15 protein-coding genes are annotated in these 14,506 nt (G+C 65.4%); 11 read left to right on the top strand and 4 right to left on the bottom strand.

Annotation, left to right across the window (positions count from 1 at the left end; all coding sequences use genetic code 11):
* Positions 1 to 24: 24 nt before the first annotated feature.
* From rbfA to CUTER_RS06570, 4 genes are read left to right on the top strand one after another with little or no spacing between them, the layout of a single operon-like run.
* Positions 25 to 462, top strand: a complete 438-nt coding sequence (rbfA, locus tag CUTER_RS06585) for a 30S ribosome-binding factor RbfA (protein WP_047259764.1) — start codon at positions 25 to 27, stop codon at positions 460 to 462.
* A gap of 6 nt (positions 463 to 468) precedes the next feature.
* Complete coding sequence (locus CUTER_RS06580; RefSeq protein ID WP_047259763.1) at positions 469 to 1,428, top strand: DHH family phosphoesterase; 960 nt, start codon at positions 469 to 471, stop codon at positions 1,426 to 1,428.
* Positions 1,425 to 2,726: an MATE family efflux transporter gene (locus CUTER_RS06575; protein ID WP_047259762.1), complete on the top strand. Its 1,302-nt coding sequence runs from the start codon at positions 1,425 to 1,427 to the stop codon at positions 2,724 to 2,726. Before CUTER_RS06580 ends, CUTER_RS06575 begins: the two co-directional genes overlap by 4 nt.
* Positions 2,723 to 3,361 carry a 4'-phosphopantetheinyl transferase family protein gene (locus CUTER_RS06570; protein ID WP_052844057.1) on the top strand — a complete coding sequence of 213 codons (639 nt, stop codon included), beginning with the start codon at positions 2,723 to 2,725 and terminating at the stop codon, positions 3,359 to 3,361. Before CUTER_RS06575 ends, CUTER_RS06570 begins: the two co-directional genes overlap by 4 nt.
* A gap of 82 nt (positions 3,362 to 3,443) precedes the next feature.
* On the opposite strand, the gene truB is transcribed toward CUTER_RS06570, so the two are convergent.
* Entirely contained in the window at positions 3,444 to 4,337 is an 894-nt protein-coding gene (gene truB, locus CUTER_RS06565; protein WP_047259761.1) for a tRNA pseudouridine(55) synthase TruB, read from the bottom strand.
* Between the two features lie 36 nt (positions 4,338 to 4,373).
* Between truB and CUTER_RS06560 the strand changes: the two genes are divergently transcribed.
* On the top strand, positions 4,374 to 5,357 hold the full coding sequence (locus CUTER_RS06560) for a bifunctional riboflavin kinase/FAD synthetase (RefSeq protein WP_144412338.1): 984 nt from the start codon (positions 4,374 to 4,376) through the stop codon (positions 5,355 to 5,357).
* A 94-nt stretch (positions 5,358 to 5,451) separates the two neighbouring features.
* Positions 5,452 to 6,414, top strand: coding sequence for a nucleoside hydrolase (locus CUTER_RS06555; protein ID WP_047259759.1), 963 nt, complete (start codon positions 5,452 to 5,454; stop codon positions 6,412 to 6,414).
* A 47-nt stretch (positions 6,415 to 6,461) separates the two neighbouring features.
* Here the strand turns inward: CUTER_RS06555 and CUTER_RS06550 are convergent, their stop codons facing one another.
* On the bottom strand, positions 6,462 to 7,385 hold the full coding sequence (locus CUTER_RS06550; protein ID WP_047260656.1) for a permease: 924 nt from the start codon (positions 7,383 to 7,385) through the stop codon (positions 6,462 to 6,464).
* Positions 7,386 to 7,462: 77 nt separating this feature from the next.
* Complete coding sequence (locus tag CUTER_RS06545) at positions 7,463 to 8,290, bottom strand: TIGR03943 family putative permease subunit (RefSeq protein WP_047259758.1); 828 nt, start codon at positions 8,288 to 8,290, stop codon at positions 7,463 to 7,465.
* Positions 8,291 to 8,503: 213 nt separating this feature from the next.
* Between CUTER_RS06545 and rpsO the strand changes: the two genes are divergently transcribed.
* Positions 8,504 to 8,782, top strand: a complete 279-nt coding sequence (rpsO, locus tag CUTER_RS06540; protein WP_047259757.1) for a 30S ribosomal protein S15 — start codon at positions 8,504 to 8,506, stop codon at positions 8,780 to 8,782.
* A gap of 178 nt (positions 8,783 to 8,960) precedes the next feature.
* Positions 8,961 to 11,192, top strand: coding sequence for a polyribonucleotide nucleotidyltransferase (locus CUTER_RS06535; protein ID WP_047259756.1), 2,232 nt, complete (start codon positions 8,961 to 8,963; stop codon positions 11,190 to 11,192).
* On the opposite strand, the gene CUTER_RS06530 is transcribed toward CUTER_RS06535, so the two are convergent.
* The gene (locus CUTER_RS06530; RefSeq protein WP_047259755.1) at positions 11,189 to 11,866 is read right to left on the bottom strand and encodes an AMIN-like domain-containing (lipo)protein; all 678 of its coding nucleotides are present in this window, start codon (positions 11,864 to 11,866) and stop codon (positions 11,189 to 11,191) included. The genes CUTER_RS06535 and CUTER_RS06530 overlap by 4 nt on opposite strands.
* A 147-nt stretch (positions 11,867 to 12,013) precedes the next feature.
* On the opposite strand from CUTER_RS06530, the gene dapB reads away from it, so the two are divergent.
* The 3 genes from dapB (at position 12,014) to dapA (ending at position 14,504) form a co-directional block, all read left to right on the top strand.
* Positions 12,014 to 12,760 (top strand): 4-hydroxy-tetrahydrodipicolinate reductase, encoded by a 747-nt coding sequence (gene dapB, locus CUTER_RS06525; RefSeq protein WP_047259754.1) that lies wholly within the window; start codon positions 12,014 to 12,016, stop codon positions 12,758 to 12,760.
* A gap of 13 nt (positions 12,761 to 12,773) precedes the next feature.
* Positions 12,774 to 13,532 carry an FAD-dependent thymidylate synthase gene (gene thyX, locus CUTER_RS06520; RefSeq protein WP_047259753.1) on the top strand — a complete coding sequence of 253 codons (759 nt, stop codon included), beginning with the start codon at positions 12,774 to 12,776 and terminating at the stop codon, positions 13,530 to 13,532.
* A 63-nt stretch (positions 13,533 to 13,595) separates the two neighbouring features.
* Positions 13,596 to 14,504: a 4-hydroxy-tetrahydrodipicolinate synthase gene (gene dapA, locus CUTER_RS06515; RefSeq protein WP_082121298.1), complete on the top strand. Its 909-nt coding sequence runs from the start codon at positions 13,596 to 13,598 to the stop codon at positions 14,502 to 14,504.
* Positions 14,505 to 14,506: the final 2 nt, after the last annotated feature.

Here is a 14,506-nt window from a genome sequence, read left to right as displayed (position 1 = left end):
TTCCCGCCGTTCGAAGGAGTCCCCATGGCAGACCACGCCCGAGCCGGCCGCCTGGCCAAGCGAATTCAGCACATCGTCGCGACGGCGCTGGAGCAGAACAAGAATCATCCCGGGCTCAAGCTCGTGACCGTCACCGACGCCCGCGTTACCGGCGACCTCCACGACGCCACCGTCTACTACACGGTGCGGGGCCGAAGCCTCGACGAGGAGCCGGACCCGGCCGCCGCCGCGGAGATCCTCAACCGGATTCGCGGGCAGGTGCGCAAAACCGTCGGGGAGCAACTGGGGGTGCGCTTCACCCCGACCATCACCTTCGAGCTGGACACCATGCCGGAGTTCTCTGCGCACATGGAACAGCTGCTGGCCAAGGCCCGGGCCCGCGACGAGGAGCTGGCCAAACTCAAGGAATCTGCGGTGCCGGCTGGTGATGCGAACCCCTACAAGTCCGACGACGAGGACTAGCCCGCGATGATCGGATCCTATGAGCGCGCCGCCGAACTCCTGTCCGCAGCCGAGTCGGTGTGCGTCGTCACTCATGTGCGCCCCGACGCGGATGCGATTGGCTCCGCTGCGGCGTTGACCATGGCCCTGACCGGGCTGGGCACGAAGGTGCGGGCGTTCGTGGGACAAACTGCCGCCATCCCGGAGAATCTCCGCACTATCCCGGGGGCGGAGCTCGTGGAGCTCAGCGACACCCTACCGCAGGAGTGCGACCTCATCGTCACCGTCGACTGCGGCTCGGTGGAAAGAACCGGCCTGCTTGCACAGGCGATCATCGACCGCCGGGAGAAGGTGCTCGTCCTCGATCACCACGCCTCAAATGAAGGCTTCGGGGCGGACAACCTCGTCGACACGGTGGAGTCCACCACCTTGGTGCTCTACGAGCTGTTCGCCCTCATCAACGCGCCCATCTCCGAGCCCATGGCCCATGCTCTCTATGCCGGGCTCATGACGGACACCGGCAGCTTCCGATGGGGATCCCCGCGGATGCACCGGGTGGCGGCGGAGTTTATGGAGTTCGGACTGGACACCAAGCAGATCGCGGCCGATCTCCTCGATCACGTCACCGTCGATGACCTGCATTTTTTCGGCCGAGCATTGTCCGGACTACAGATTCGCCGCGCCGGTGACCACACGGTCGCCATCCTCATCGCCGATCATGAATCGACCACGGTCGCAAGCCAGTCGGCCGTGGAGACCCTCGTCGACTTCGTGCGCACCCTAGAGGGAACCACTCTCGGGGCAGTGTTCAAGGAACAAAAACCCGGCACCTGGGCGGTGTCGCTGCGCTCTAACCAGGCGGACGTGTCCCGCATCGCCGGTGTCCTCGGCGGAGGGGGACACGTTCCGGCCGCCGGGTACACCACGTATGGAACCCGCGAGGACGCGGTGCTGCAGCTACTTGCCACCCTGCGAGGCGCCGAGTGAGCGACGAACGCGTCTTAGCCCGAGACATCTTCGCCCTCGCCCTTCCGGCACTCGGCGTGTTGGCGGCTATGCCGCTGTATCTGCTTCTGGACACGGCGATTGTCGGACGCCTCGGCGGCTTCGAACTGGCCGCCCTCGCAGCCGGCGCCACAGTTCAGTCCAGCGTGACAACGCAACTGACCTTCCTGTCCTACGGCACCACCGCCCGCTCGGCGCGACTGTTCGGGGCCGGCCGCCGGTCCGACGCCGTCGCCGAAGGAGTCCAGGCGACGTGGCTGGCCCTCATCGTCGGACTCGTCCTGGCTGCACTCGTCTGGGTCGGCGCCGACCACATCGCCTGGTGGCTAACCGGCGACGAGGCGGTGGCGACGGCGGCCGCTTCGTGGCTATCAATCTCCGCGACGGCGATCCCACTCACCCTCATGGTCATGGCCGGCAACGGCTGGCTGCGAGGCATCCAAGACACTCGGCGCCCCTTGATTTTCGTCCTCTCCGGGATCATTCCCGGCGCGGTAGCCATCGTGGTGTTCGTCAACCGGTTCGGCCTCATCGGCTCCGCCATGGCCAATGTCCTCGGGATGGCCATCAGCGCCACGCTCTTCATCACGTGTCTGCTGCGCGAGCACGACGGCTCGTGGCGACCAGATCCGCACGTCATGTGGCGCCAACTCATCCTGGGCCGCGACCTCATTGTCCGCTCCCTGTCCTTCCAGGTTGCGTTCATCTCCGCGGCTGCCGTCGCCGCACGTTTCGGCACCGCCGCCCTCGCCGCGCACCAGGTGATGCTGCAATTGTGGAACTTCATCTCCCTCGTGCTGGACTCCCTGGCCATCGCCGCGCAAAGCCTCACCGGTGCGGCGCTCGGGCGAGGCACAGTGAACACGGCGCGTCTCATCGGCCGGCGCGTGGTGCTGTACTCACTGGTGTTCTCCGCTGGGTTGGCGGGAGTGTTTTCCCTGGGCGCACGGGTGATTCCGCGGTGGTTTACCTCGGACCAGGCGGTCCTGGACGCCATGCGGCTGCCATGGTGGATCCTGCTGGTCATGATTGTCGTAGGCGGGGTGGTATTCGCGCTCGACGGCGTGTTGCTCGGCGCCGGGGATGCCGCTTTCCTGCGCACCATCTCCATTGGGGCGGTAATCTGCGGTTTTCTGCCCGGAGTATGGATCTCCTACGCGGTTGGCGCCGGTCTGCCGGGCATTTGGCTGGGCCTGGCGTCGTTCATCGCCTTGCGCGCCCTCGCCGTCGGGTGGCGTTTTCATTCCATGCGCTGGGCGGTCACCGGGGCGACGGTGTGAGTCTTCTCGCGCAGGGTCTATTCCCTCCGGGGGTGGTCCTCAAGGAGGCCACGGGCACGCCGGTGGCTGACCCCGAAAGACTGCCGCCGTCGGAACGGGCGGTCATCGCCCAGGCAGTGCCAACACGACGGGCCGAATTCGCCCACACCCGGGAACTGGCCCGGCAGGCGTTGGCGGAGCTCGGGTACTCGCCGGTAGCCATTCCGCGCGGCGAGCGAGGAGCGCCCTGCTGGCCCGCGGGGATCGTCGGCAGCCTCACCCACACCGAGGGCTACCGCGCCGCCGCCGTCTCGCAGACCTTGACCTCGGTAGGAATCGACGCCGAACCCTCCGGGCCACTGCCCGACGGCGTCCTCGACGCGATCGCCTTACCCGGGGAACGGCGCCGGCTAGCGGGGTACGAAGAGTTGGGCCTCACCGGGATGGATCGGGTGCTGTTCTGCGCTAAGGAAGCAACCTACAAGACCTGGTTCCCGGTAACCAGGCGATGGTTGGGTTTCGAGGAGGCAGATATCGAGCTCTTCCCCGACGGCCGTATGCGCTCGCGGATCCTGGCACCCCAGCCGGAAGTGGCAGTGATCGAGGGCCGCTGGCGCGTGGTGGGGGGCTTCGCTTTAGTCGTGGGGTGGCTTTAAGCCACCCCACGGGCAGGACGAAAAGCCACCCCACGGGCAGGACGACAAGCCACCCCGCGGGATAACGACAGCCACCCCACGGTTACAGCGTCGACGGGCGGGCGACGAACACCGTGGCCAGGCGACGGCCCTTCTCCGCGACCAACGCCACCGCCCGGCCCTCGGGGGAGACCCCGGCATGAATACCGCGCAACCCCCGGGCGGGCAGCCACTTACCCATAGCGAGATCACGGGCCTCGTCGGTAGTGAGTTCGAGGGTGGGGTAGCAGCGGGTGAGGGCCTCATCGAGGTTAAGCGACAGCCGCGGGGCGTCGGCCAGTTCGTCGAGCGTGAGCGCGTCGTCGAGTCGAAACTCACCGACGGCGGTGCGCCGCAGCGCCGTGAGATGCCCGCCCACGCCGAGGCCTTCACCGAGGTCACGGGCGAGGGAACGGATGTAGGTACCGGAGGAGCAGTCGACGCTGACGTCGAGGTCCACCCAGCGCCCCGTGCGTCGAACGTCGAGAACGTCGAACCGGCTCACGGTCACCGGCCGAGCAGGAAGGACGACCTCCTCGCCGTCTCGGACTCGTTCGTGGGCCCGCCGGCCATCGACCTTGATGGCCGATACCGCCGCCGGCCGTTGGAGGATATCCCCGGACAGTGCCGCCACTCCGGCAATGATCGCCTCGTCTGTGACGCCGCTGGCATCGGTACTGCGAAGCGTCTCTCCCTCCGCGTCGTCGGTGGTCGTAGCGGCACCAAGGCGGATGGTGGCGTCGTACGACTTCGTGGTGGCGACCAGATGAGCGAGGAACTTTGTGCCACGCTCCACGCCCACCACGAGCACCCCGGTGGCCATAGGGTCGAGCGTCCCGGCGTGGCCGACCTTGCGGGTCCCGAGGATTCGGCGGAGCCGGGCGATGACGTCGTGCGACGTCATACCGGCTGGCTTGTCCACGACGACGAGCCCGGAAGTAGAGAGCGAATCAGTCATGGTGGAAGTGTATGACGTAACCTAGGTCGCGTGATTATGTGGCATGGTCTCGACGAGGTCAACGTTAGCGATGCCGGAACGGTGGTGACCATCGGCGTGTTCGACGGTGTACACCGCGGGCACCAACGCCTCATCAACTCGGCGGTGTCCGCCGCGGCGGTGGCCAAGCTGCCCAGCGTGATGGTCACCTTCGATCCGCACCCGCGGGAGGTGTTCTGCACCGACATGACCGCCACGCAGCTGACCACCGTCGAAGTGCGTACGAAGTTGTGCGAGGAGCTCGGGATCGACGCGGTGCTCAGCATCGATTTCCGTCGAGAACTCGCAGGTCTCAGTCCGAAGGACTACGTTGACACGCTGTTGGTCGACACGCTCCACGCACGGCACGTGGTGGTAGGCCAGAACTTCACGTTCGGTGACATGGGGCGCGGTACGGCGCACACCATGCAGGAGCTGTGTGAGGAACGCGGCATTGAGGTGACCGTCGTGGAGCTGTTGCACGACGGCGAGGAACGCCTGTGCTCCACCATGATCCGCGACGCCTTGGCTGAGGGCGACGTCGCTCGGGCTAGCTGGGCGCTGGGGCGGCCCTACTGCCTCACCGGTGAGGTCGTGCACGGCGCCGGTCGTGGCGGCCGGGAACTGGGCTTCCCCACGGCGAATCAGTACTTCTCGGAGCAGACGGCCATGCCCGCCGACGGCGTGTACGCGGGCTGGTTTGTTGTCCACGGGCCGGAGCCGATCGACGGCAACATGCACCCGAACCGCGCCTACCCTGCCGCCATTTCCGTGGGCACCAATCCGACGTTCGGGGACCGGCGGCGCTCCGTCGAATCCTTCGTCCTGGACCGCCATGCTGATCTTTACGGCCGTGCCGCGACGGTTTATTTCGTGCAGAAGATCCGTGACATGGTGCGCTTCGAGTCCGTCGAGGAGCTGCTGCGGCAGATCAACGCCGACGTTGACCAGATCCGGCACATCCTCATCGACGCGCCCCGCCCGAAGCCTCTCGGGGCGTAGCGGTACAGCAGGCGCGAGGAGGTCCCAGGGCGCCGGCTAAGCTGGGTCGGGAATCCGTGTTCGCTTTCATTTTCGTTGAAGGAGACCCCAGCCTGTGAGCAAGAAAATCATCCTCGACCTGGATACCGGCATTGACGACGCCCTAGCCCTGGCCTATGCGTTGGGCTCTGAGGAGCTTGAGCTCATTGGTGTCACTGGTACCTACGGCAACGTCCTCGTCGAAACCGGGGTGCGTAACGCCCTGGCCCTGCTGGAGCTGTTCGGCGCGCCGGAGGTTCCGGTGTTCGCCGGGCCGACGCACGCGTCGACGAAGGATTCCTTCGAGGTGCTGCCCGTCTCCGAGTTCATCCACGGGCGCAACGGCGTCGGCGAGGCGGAGCTTCCCGAGCCCACCGGCAGCGTGCAGGAACAGTCCGCGGTGGACTTCCTCATCGAATCGGTGCGGAAGTACGGGGATGACCTCGTGATCGTGCCCACCGGTCCGTCGACGACCATTACAGCGGCGATCGAGGCCGACGAGACCTTCGCACGCAACGCCCATATCGTCATGATGGGCGGGGCGCTGCTGGTTCCGGGCAATGTTTCCCCCGTGGCTGAGGCCAACGTCAATCAGGACCCCGAGGCCACCGACGCGCTGTTCCGCACCGCCGCGGACGTCACCATGATCGGCCTCGACGTCACCCTGCAGACGCTGCTCACCTACCAGGAGACCGCGACCTGGCGTGAGCTCGGCACCGTCGGTGGACGCTTCTTGGCCGATGCCACGGACTACTACATCAAGTCCTACGAGACGAACGCCCCGCACTTGGGTGGCTGTGGTCTGCATGACCCGCTGGCCGTCGGCGTGGCTGCGGACCCGAGCCTGGTCGGCCTGCACCACACGAACCTCAAGGTAGATCTTGACGGTGAGCTGCGCGGGCGTGTCATCTCCGACGAGACCCGTCTCAACAACCCAGTCAAGACCGCCCACGTGGCGATCACCGTGGACGTCGAGCGTTTCCTGGCCGAGTTCATGGAGCGGCTCACTCGCGTCGCTGCTGCAACCGCCGCGATCTAAGCAGCTGGTGCCGGCCGAGGGGGAGGCCGGCTACGTAGTGTTCGGTGCTATAGCCCGCCGAAGAGCAGTAGGCCGACGCCGGTGCCCATCACCACGGCCACCACGGCCGTGAGGGGAGCGAAGAGCGCCACGAACCTGCGCCCCCACGCGCCGAATTGCATGGCGATGAGCTTGATATCCACCATCGGCCCGACGACGAGGAATACGAGCTGGGCGGTCGGTGAGATGGCCGTAAACGACGCGGCGATGAAGGCGTCGGCCTCCGAGCACAGGCTCATAACCACGGCCAAGGCCGCCATGAGCAGCACCGCCAGCCACGGGTTGTTGCCCAGGTATTCGAACCAGCCTGCGGGCACGAGCACCTTGATGGCCGCGGCGAGCATGGCGCCGAGGACTAGGTAGCCACCGGTATGGAGCAGGTCGTGCATCGCCGTGGCCCGAAACGCCTCCCACCTGCCGGAATTAACAGCGTGCGGATCCGGTGAGGTGGCGGAAGCGTCGAGCCGCCCTCGTCCCAGACTCAGCCACAACCAGCCGACGGCGATGGCGGCCAGGATCGATGCGAGGAAGCGGGCGAGCACCATCCGGGGGTTGCCTTGGAAAGCAACCGCCGTGGACACGAGGACGACGGGGTTGATAGCCGGGCTGGCGAGGAGAAACGCCAGGGCGGCCGCGGGGGTAACTCCGCGACGCATGAGTGACTGGGCGACCGGCACAGAGCCGCACTCACAGCCTGGCAGGAGCATGCCGGCGCCCGCGGTAACGGGAACCGCCGTGAGCGGGTTACGCGGCAGGATCCTTCCCAATGTCTGCGCCGGCAGCAGGGCGGAGATGACGGAGGACACGATGATGCCCAACACCAGGAAGGGGAGGGCCTGCAACACAATGGCGACGGTGATCGCCGCCCAGGACTCCACCTGTCCGGGCAGCGTGACGACGGGTCCGGCCAGCTGGTTGACAGCGAGGAGCATGCCCGTGATCCCGAGCGCGGAGATGGGAACGGTCCACCACTCCGGGCTCAGACGCCAGTGCCTGTTGGTGGTGGGGATCACAGGTAGGGCCTTTCGGGTGCGGGGATGGGCTCGACGGTGACGTCGTTAAGGATGATGGAGTTCTCGGTGGTGGTGACGACACCGGTGACGCTCACCCACGAATCGGTTGGTGGTGCTGGTTGAGCCGAGTTAATGATGACGGCGACGGGGATAGCGTCCGCGGCGCAACAAAAGATCTTGAAGCGCGCGACCATGAAGGTGCCGAACATCTGCGTGTCTTCCTGGACCGGGGTAACGAAGCCGGTGGTGGTCACTGTCTTTCCGTTAAGGTCTTCGGGATTACCGAAAGCGTGGCGCAGGTAGAGCTCATCGAGGCCGATGTCAGTGACTCCTTCGCCGAGCGGGGCGAAGCCCGACGAATCGTTGGCACTCAGTGCCGCTGGGGCGGCGCTGAGCTGGCCACCGCCAACCGAAGAGGCGGAGACCATCGCCGCGCCGAGCGGATCGGGGGCGGCCACAAGCACGAGCAGCACCGGCACGGCCACTAGCGCGCTGGTCCGGCTTAGAACCTTGACCGGGGTCCACGACGCTGCGGCAGAGGTGGCTGACGCGTGCGCCGCGCGGCGAAGCGTGGAGAGCGTCCAAACAGCAAGCCCGATAAGGGCCGCCCCGGTGAGCACCATGAGGGGGCGGAAGTAGGGCTGAAGATAGTTATTGAGGGTGCCGGTAACGGCGAGGCCGACGCACACCACGCCCAACGCCAGAATGATGGTGGCGCCGCCGACGGTGTTCAGTCCTGTGGCATCGACGTCGTGGTGGTGCCCGTGGCCGGCGTGGGCGCCGGGGTGGTGGGACTCGTCGCTTTCGACGGGGCTTCGTGGCATGGGCAACCTCCCGGAAGAGATAGGGGACGTGTCGGCTTCATTTTTAAGTTCAAGACTTTGAGAAAGCAAGGAATTGCGTGGCCGCCGGCCAGGAGAGTACAGTATGCCGATGTCCTCGCGACTGCGGTCCGCAGCAGTTGCGACGCACCGCGCCTCGCCCCAGGTGGGGAGGTCGGTACCTTTTATGCGGACTGAAACAACGAAGGAGAACCCATGTCCGTGGGAGCACAGAGCGCTGAGCGCAAGAAGGAAATCCTCGCCGAGTACGGCCTGCACGAGACCGACACCGGCTCGCCGGAGGCTCAGGTTGCGCTGCTGACTGACCGCATCAACAACCTCACCGAGCACCTCAAGTTCCACAAGCACGACCACCACTCCCGTCGTGGCCTGCTGCTGCTCGTTGGTCGTCGTCGCGGCCTGCTGAAGTACCTGGCAGAGACCAACATTGATCGCTACCGCGACCTCATCTCCCGCCTGGGTCTGCGCCGCTAGTCCCCGCCAGACCGACGGTTGACACCGCCTTCCTCTCTACACGGAGAGGCGGGCGGTTTTTGCATTCTTTACTAGCGGTTGTAGCTGGTAGGATCCTCTTCGTCAGAAATAAACCTTCAGTTAAGGGCGGCATCGACGATCGCCCGGATAGTTACCTTCAGGAGTTGAACAGCGACCCATGAGCCACACCGTAGATTTCGAAGTTGATGAGGAATACGGACTCACCAGCGCAACCGTGACCATTGATAATGGTGACTTCGGTACCCGCACCATCAGGTTCGAAACCGGGATCCTGGCCCGCCAGGCCGGCGGTTCCGTAACCACCTACCTGGACGAGGACACGATGATCCTCTCCACCACCACCGCATCCAAAAAACCGCGCGAGGGAGTGGACTTTTTCCCGCTGACGGTGGACGTGGAAGAGCGCATGTACGCGGCCGGACGCATTCCGGGTTCCTTCTTCCGTCGGGAGGGACGCCCGTCGACGAATGCGATCCTCGCCGCCCGTCTCATCGATCGCCCGCTGCGCCCCACCTTCGTCAAGGGGCTGCGCAATGAGGTCCAGGTCATCAACACCGTCCTCAGCATCAAGGACACCGAATACTACGACGTCGTTGCCATCAACGGGTCGTCCGCCGCAACGCAACTCTCCGGCCTGCCGGTTTCTGGCCCGGTCGGGGGAGTGCGCTTGGCGCTGCTCGTCGATGATAAGCACCCCGAGGGTCAGTGGGTTGCCTTCCCGAACCATGACCAGCGTGAGCGCGCGCTGTTCGAGATGGTCGTGGCCGGCCGGATCGTGAAGAAGAAGCGTGGCCGTCGCACCCAGGCTGACGTCGCCGTCATGATGGTGGAAGCCGGCGCCGGCGAAACCGCCGTCGCCCAGATCAAGGCCGGCGCTCCGGCGCCGACCGAGAGCGTCGTCGCCGAGGGCCTGGAGGCCGCCAAGCCTTTCATTAAGGTTCTCTGCGAGGCCCAGCAGAAACTCGCGAAGTTGGTCGGCCAAGACACCAAGGAGTTCGAGCTCTTCCCGCCGTACACCGAGGAAGCACTGGCCGCCGTCGAGCGCAAGGCGAGCAAGAAGCTGTCTACGCTGCTGACGCTGCCGACCAAGGCCGAGCGTGACGACGCCACCAACGAGCACATGGCCACGGTCGTGGAGGCGCTGTCCGACGACTTCGATGAGGACGAGCTGCGCGCCGCGTACAACGCGCTGATGAAGAAGATCGTCCGTTCCAAGATTCTCAGCGAGGGCTTCCGCATCGACGGCCGCGGTGTGACCGACCTGCGTGACCTCATCGTCGAGGTGGAGAACGTCCCCCTGGCCCATGGTTCCGCCCTCTTCGAGCGCGGCGAGACCCAGATCCTGGGCGTGACCACGCTGGACATGCTCAAGATGGAGCAGCAGATTGACTCGCTGACCCCGGAGAAGTCGAAGCGCTACATTCACCACTACAACTTCCCGCCGTACTCCACCGGTGAGACCGGCCGGGTGGGCTCCCCGAAGCGGCGCGAGATCGGCCACGGTGCCCTCGCCGAACGGGCGCTGACCCCGGTGATCCCGTCGCGGGAGGATTTCCCCTACACGATTCGCCAGGTTTCTGAGGCGTTGGGCTCCAACGGATCCACGTCGATGGGTTCGGTGTGCGCGTCCACGCTGTCGCTGTACAACGCCGGCGTCCCGCTGGCCGCCCCGGTGGCGGGTATCGCCATGGGCTTGGTCTCCGGGGAGGTCGACGGCAAGGAGAAATTCGTCGCCCTCACCGACATCCTCGGTGCCGAAGACGCCTTCGGTGATATGGACTTCAAGGTTGCCGGTACCGCGGAGTTCATCACCGCCCTGCAGCTGGATACCAAGCTGGACGGCATTCCCTCTAAGGTGCTGGCCAAGGCCCTTGACCAGGCGAAGGACGCCCGCCTGACCATCCTTAACACCATGGCCGACGTCATCGGCGAGCCCGATGAGATGAGTGCCAACGCCCCGAAGATCACGTCGATCTCGGTGCCGGTGTCGAAGATCGGCGAGATCATCGGCCCGAAGGGCAAGAACATCAACGCCATCACTGAAGAGACCGGGGCGAACGTCTCCATCGAGGAAGACGGAACGGTGTTCATTTCCGCGTCCTCCGCGGAGGCGGCTGACGCCGCGATGGAGCGGATCAACTCCATCGCCAACCCGCAGATGCCTAAGGTGGGCGAGCGCTACCTCGGCACCGTGGTCAAGACTGTCACCTTCGGCGCCTTTGTGTCGCTGGCGCCGGGCCGTGACGGCCTCATCCACATTTCCAAGCTCGGCGGCGACGAGCGCATCGACAAGGTCGAAGACGTTGTCAACGTCGGCGACAAGATCCAGGTGGAGATCGCCGACATCGATAACCGCGGCAAGATCTCCCTCGTGCCCGTCGAGGACTAGTTGGAGATATCGATGACGAGGCGCGTCGGGTTCTCAAGGGTTGTCACCGAGTAGGCGCGCGCCCGGCCTTCAAGGCCAATGACCAGCTGGGACTGGCCTTCGAAGACGCCGCCGTGATAGACCTCAGCGATGTGGCCGACCGCGGAATCCTCGACCGGGCCTACCTCGAAGTCGGGGTGCCCGTGGTCGATGGAGATGCCCACGCCCTCGATCATCACCTGGAGGTAGCTGTCACCAGCGAGCTCAACCGGAAAACCTGATCCCTGCTGGTGGGCTTGCTTGGCGTACGCCGCGTTCCACCCCGGCGTGCCCTCGCCTAAGAACTCGACGACGACCCGGTCGAAGTCGGAGTGTTCGCCGACGCGCACGTCGGTAATAGCCAGATTCCAGGCGCCTTCGGGGGCCTGGGCTTTGTCTTTCTTGTCCCTCTTTTCGGCGCCGGCATTGAGGCTCGCCTCGGAGGGTTCGGTCGTGGCGTTCGCCCCAGCGGAGGTTGTCCCGGAGTGCTCATCGGGGGCGCTGGCCTGCGGGCTGGCGGTCATCGTGGTCGTGCGGGGGGCCACTGGGGCGTCCGCGCCGTGGGTACAGGCGGCCAGCAACAGCGCCGATGCGGCGGACAGGGCGGCGATGGATAGTTTCCGCGCGGAGCGGGGGAGGAGTGGTCGCTGTGTCATAGTTGCCAGAATAGCGCGTGACCCGCACCACTTTAAGGCCCTCGTATGGATCCGATGGCTTAAGGGCCATCCCGCCGGGGGTACACTGGGGCGAGTTTAGGCCCGTCGGCACCCGGCGGGAAGGTCACCACGTTTAGGGAGGACACCATGGCCATCAAGGTGGGAGTCGTAGGGGCAGCCGGCCGCGTTGGCACCGCCGTCGTTGAGGGAGTCGAGGCTGCGGAGGATCTCGTCCTGGCCGCCGCGATCGATAAGGACGACGCGCTCAGCGACCTTCTCGACGCCGGCGTAGAGGTCATCGTAGACTTCACCGCCCCGAGCGTGGTCATGGATACGTTGGAGTTTTGCATTTCCCACGGTATTCACTGCGTGGTCGGAACTACGGGGTTCGACGACACTCGTTACGAGCAGGTCCGACAGTGGTGCGCGGCGAACCCGGAGGTGGGCGTGCTCATCGCCCCGAACTTCGCCATCTCGGCGGTGTTGGCGATGGCCTTCGCTAAGCAGGCCGCTCCCTACTTCGAGTCCGCGGAGGTCGTGGAATATCACCACCCGAATAAGCTCGACGCCCCGTCCGGCACCGCCATCAAGACCGCGCAGGGCATTGCCGACGCCCGGCGGGAGGCCGGCCTCGGCGCGATGCCGGATAAGACGGAGTCTGCGCTCGCCGGCTCCCGCGGCGCCGACGTCGACGGCGTCGCCGTGCACGCCGTACGCATGACGGGCATGGTGGCACACGAGGAGATCATCTTCGGTACCACCGACCAGGCACTGACCATCCGCCAGGATTCCTTTGGCCGGACGTCCTTCGTCCCCGGCGTGCTCACCGGTGTGCGTGGAGTGCAGCAACACCTCGGATTGACGGTGGGCTTGGATTCCTACCTGGGTCTTTAGGAGCTCGCGGGCGATGGCACATGCAGCGACGCTGAACGTCGAGCTCCTGGCGTCGACGGCCTTCCACGCCCCAGCCAGCGTGAACTGGCGGCCGGAGGAATCCGCGACGGACGCCGAGTCCCTGGTGGAGTTCGCCGGCCGGGCGTGTTATGAGTCCTTTGACCGCCCCAACCCGAGGACCGCGCCGAACAGTGCTTATCTCCACCACGTGATGGAGGTTGGTCACCACGCTCTGCTTGAGCACGCTCAGGCGACGCTTTACATTCGCGGTCTATCCCGAGCAGCTGCGGGCGAGCTCATGCGGCACCGGCACCTGTCTTTTTCTCAGCTGTCCCAGCGGTTTGTGCACGCCGACGACGCTGAGGTGGTCATCCCGGACATCATCGCCCAGGACGAGCAACTGCGCCGGCTGTTTCTTAACGCCGCGGACGAGGCCCGATTTGTCTACGATGAGCTCCTCGACGCGTTGGAGACGAAGTTAGCGGACGAGCCGAACGCGTTGTTGCGCCGGAAGCAAGCCCGTCAGGCGGCCCGCGCGGTGTTGCCGAATGCGACGGAGTCGCGCCTGGTAGTAACCGGCAACTTCCGTGCGTGGCGTCACTTCATTGCGGCGCGGGCCACAGAGCACGCCGACGTCGAGATCCGCACCCTCGCAGTGCGCTGCTTGGAGATCCTCAGCGCGCAGGCACCTACGCTGTTCTCGGACTTCCAGATCTCGGAGTTGTCCGATGGGACACCGATGGCTGTGAGCACACTGGTGTCCGACCTATAAACTAGTGTGATCATTGGGTGTGATGATCCCACTGCGCTCCCGGCGCCTGTAGTGTTGGGACGTATGAGTACTGGTTTGACCGTGAAGAACGGAAGCGAAGAATTCGGCACCGTCTGCGTCGCCATGGTCACCCCCTTTGACCAGGATGGGGCGCTCGACGTTGCAGCTGGGCGTCGGCTGGCGGCGCACCTGGTGGACAATGGCGTCGACGCACTGGTACTCGCCGGCACGACCGGCGAGTCACCCACCACCACGCTGACCGAGAAGCTCACGCTGTTGGCGGAGGTCAAGCGCGAGGTGGGCGAGCGGGCTCGAATCATCGCGGGTGCGGGCACGAATAACACCGCTGCCAGCGTTGAGCTGGCCCGAGCGTCGGCGGAAGCCGGAGCGGACGCGCTGCTCGTGGTCACGCCGTACTACTCTAAGCCTTCGCAGCCGGGCCTGATCGAGCACTTCACGGCCGTGGCCGGTGCCACGGATCTCCCAGTGTGCCTGTATGATATTCCGGGTCGTGCTGGAGTGGAGATCACCTCGGACACCATCCGGCGGCTGGCGGAACTTGATACGGTCAAGGCCGTTAAGGACGCCAAGGGCCAACTGGGGGTCTCCGCCCCGCTCATCGAGGAAACGGGTCTGGCCTGGTATTCGGGTGACGATCCGCTGAATCTCCCGTTCTTGGCCATCGGCGCAACCGGCTTCATTTCGGTGGTCGGCCACGCCGCTCCGCAGGCCTTGCGACAATTGCATACGAGTTTTGAGGCCGGCGACCTCACCCGGGCACGGGAAATTAACGCCACTGTCATTGCGCCGCTGACCCGCGCCCAGGCTCGCCTGGGTGGGGCCACGATGGCGAAAGCCGCCCTGCGACTGCAGGGCATTGAGGTAGGAGATCCGCGCCTACCCGTTGTCGGTATTCAGGACAACGAGGTGGCGGACCTCCGCCGCGATATGGAACAAGCTGGAGTCCTTTAAAT

It is taken from the genome of Corynebacterium uterequi (genome assembly GCF_001021065.1).
In the GTDB taxonomy this organism is placed as follows: Bacteria; Actinomycetota; Actinomycetes; order Mycobacteriales; family Mycobacteriaceae; genus Corynebacterium; species Corynebacterium uterequi.
Note: the sequence above shows the minus strand (reverse complement) of the source record. Positions and strands in the feature narration are given on the sequence as shown.

Excerpts from the sequence above, each read along its gene's own strand:
- rbfA (WP_047259764.1), top strand. The coding sequence starts at position 25 with ATGGCAGACCACGCCCGAGCCGGCCGCCTGGCCAAGCGAATTCAGCAC.
- CUTER_RS06580 (WP_047259763.1), top strand. The coding sequence starts at position 469 with ATGATCGGATCCTATGAGCGCGCCGCCGAACTCCTGTCCGCAGCCGAG.
- truB (WP_047259761.1), bottom strand. The coding sequence starts at position 4,337 with ATGACTGATTCGCTCTCTACTTCCGGGCTCGTCGTCGTGGACAAGCCA.
- CUTER_RS06560 (WP_144412338.1), top strand. The coding sequence starts at position 4,374 with ATGTGGCATGGTCTCGACGAGGTCAACGTTAGCGATGCCGGAACGGTG.
- CUTER_RS06550 (WP_047260656.1), bottom strand. The coding sequence starts at position 7,385 with ATGCTCCTCGCTGTCAACCAGCTGGCCGGACCCGTCGTCACGCTGCCC.
- CUTER_RS06545 (WP_047259758.1), bottom strand. The coding sequence starts at position 8,290 with ATGCCACGAAGCCCCGTCGAAAGCGACGAGTCCCACCACCCCGGCGCC.
- rpsO (WP_047259757.1), top strand. The coding sequence starts at position 8,504 with ATGTCCGTGGGAGCACAGAGCGCTGAGCGCAAGAAGGAAATCCTCGCC.
- CUTER_RS06535 (WP_047259756.1), top strand. The coding sequence starts at position 8,961 with ATGAGCCACACCGTAGATTTCGAAGTTGATGAGGAATACGGACTCACC.
- CUTER_RS06530 (WP_047259755.1), bottom strand. The coding sequence starts at position 11,866 with ATGACACAGCGACCACTCCTCCCCCGCTCCGCGCGGAAACTATCCATC.
- dapB (WP_047259754.1), top strand. The coding sequence starts at position 12,014 with ATGGCCATCAAGGTGGGAGTCGTAGGGGCAGCCGGCCGCGTTGGCACC.
- thyX (WP_047259753.1), top strand. The coding sequence starts at position 12,774 with ATGGCACATGCAGCGACGCTGAACGTCGAGCTCCTGGCGTCGACGGCC.
- dapA (WP_082121298.1), top strand. The coding sequence starts at position 13,596 with ATGAGTACTGGTTTGACCGTGAAGAACGGAAGCGAAGAATTCGGCACC.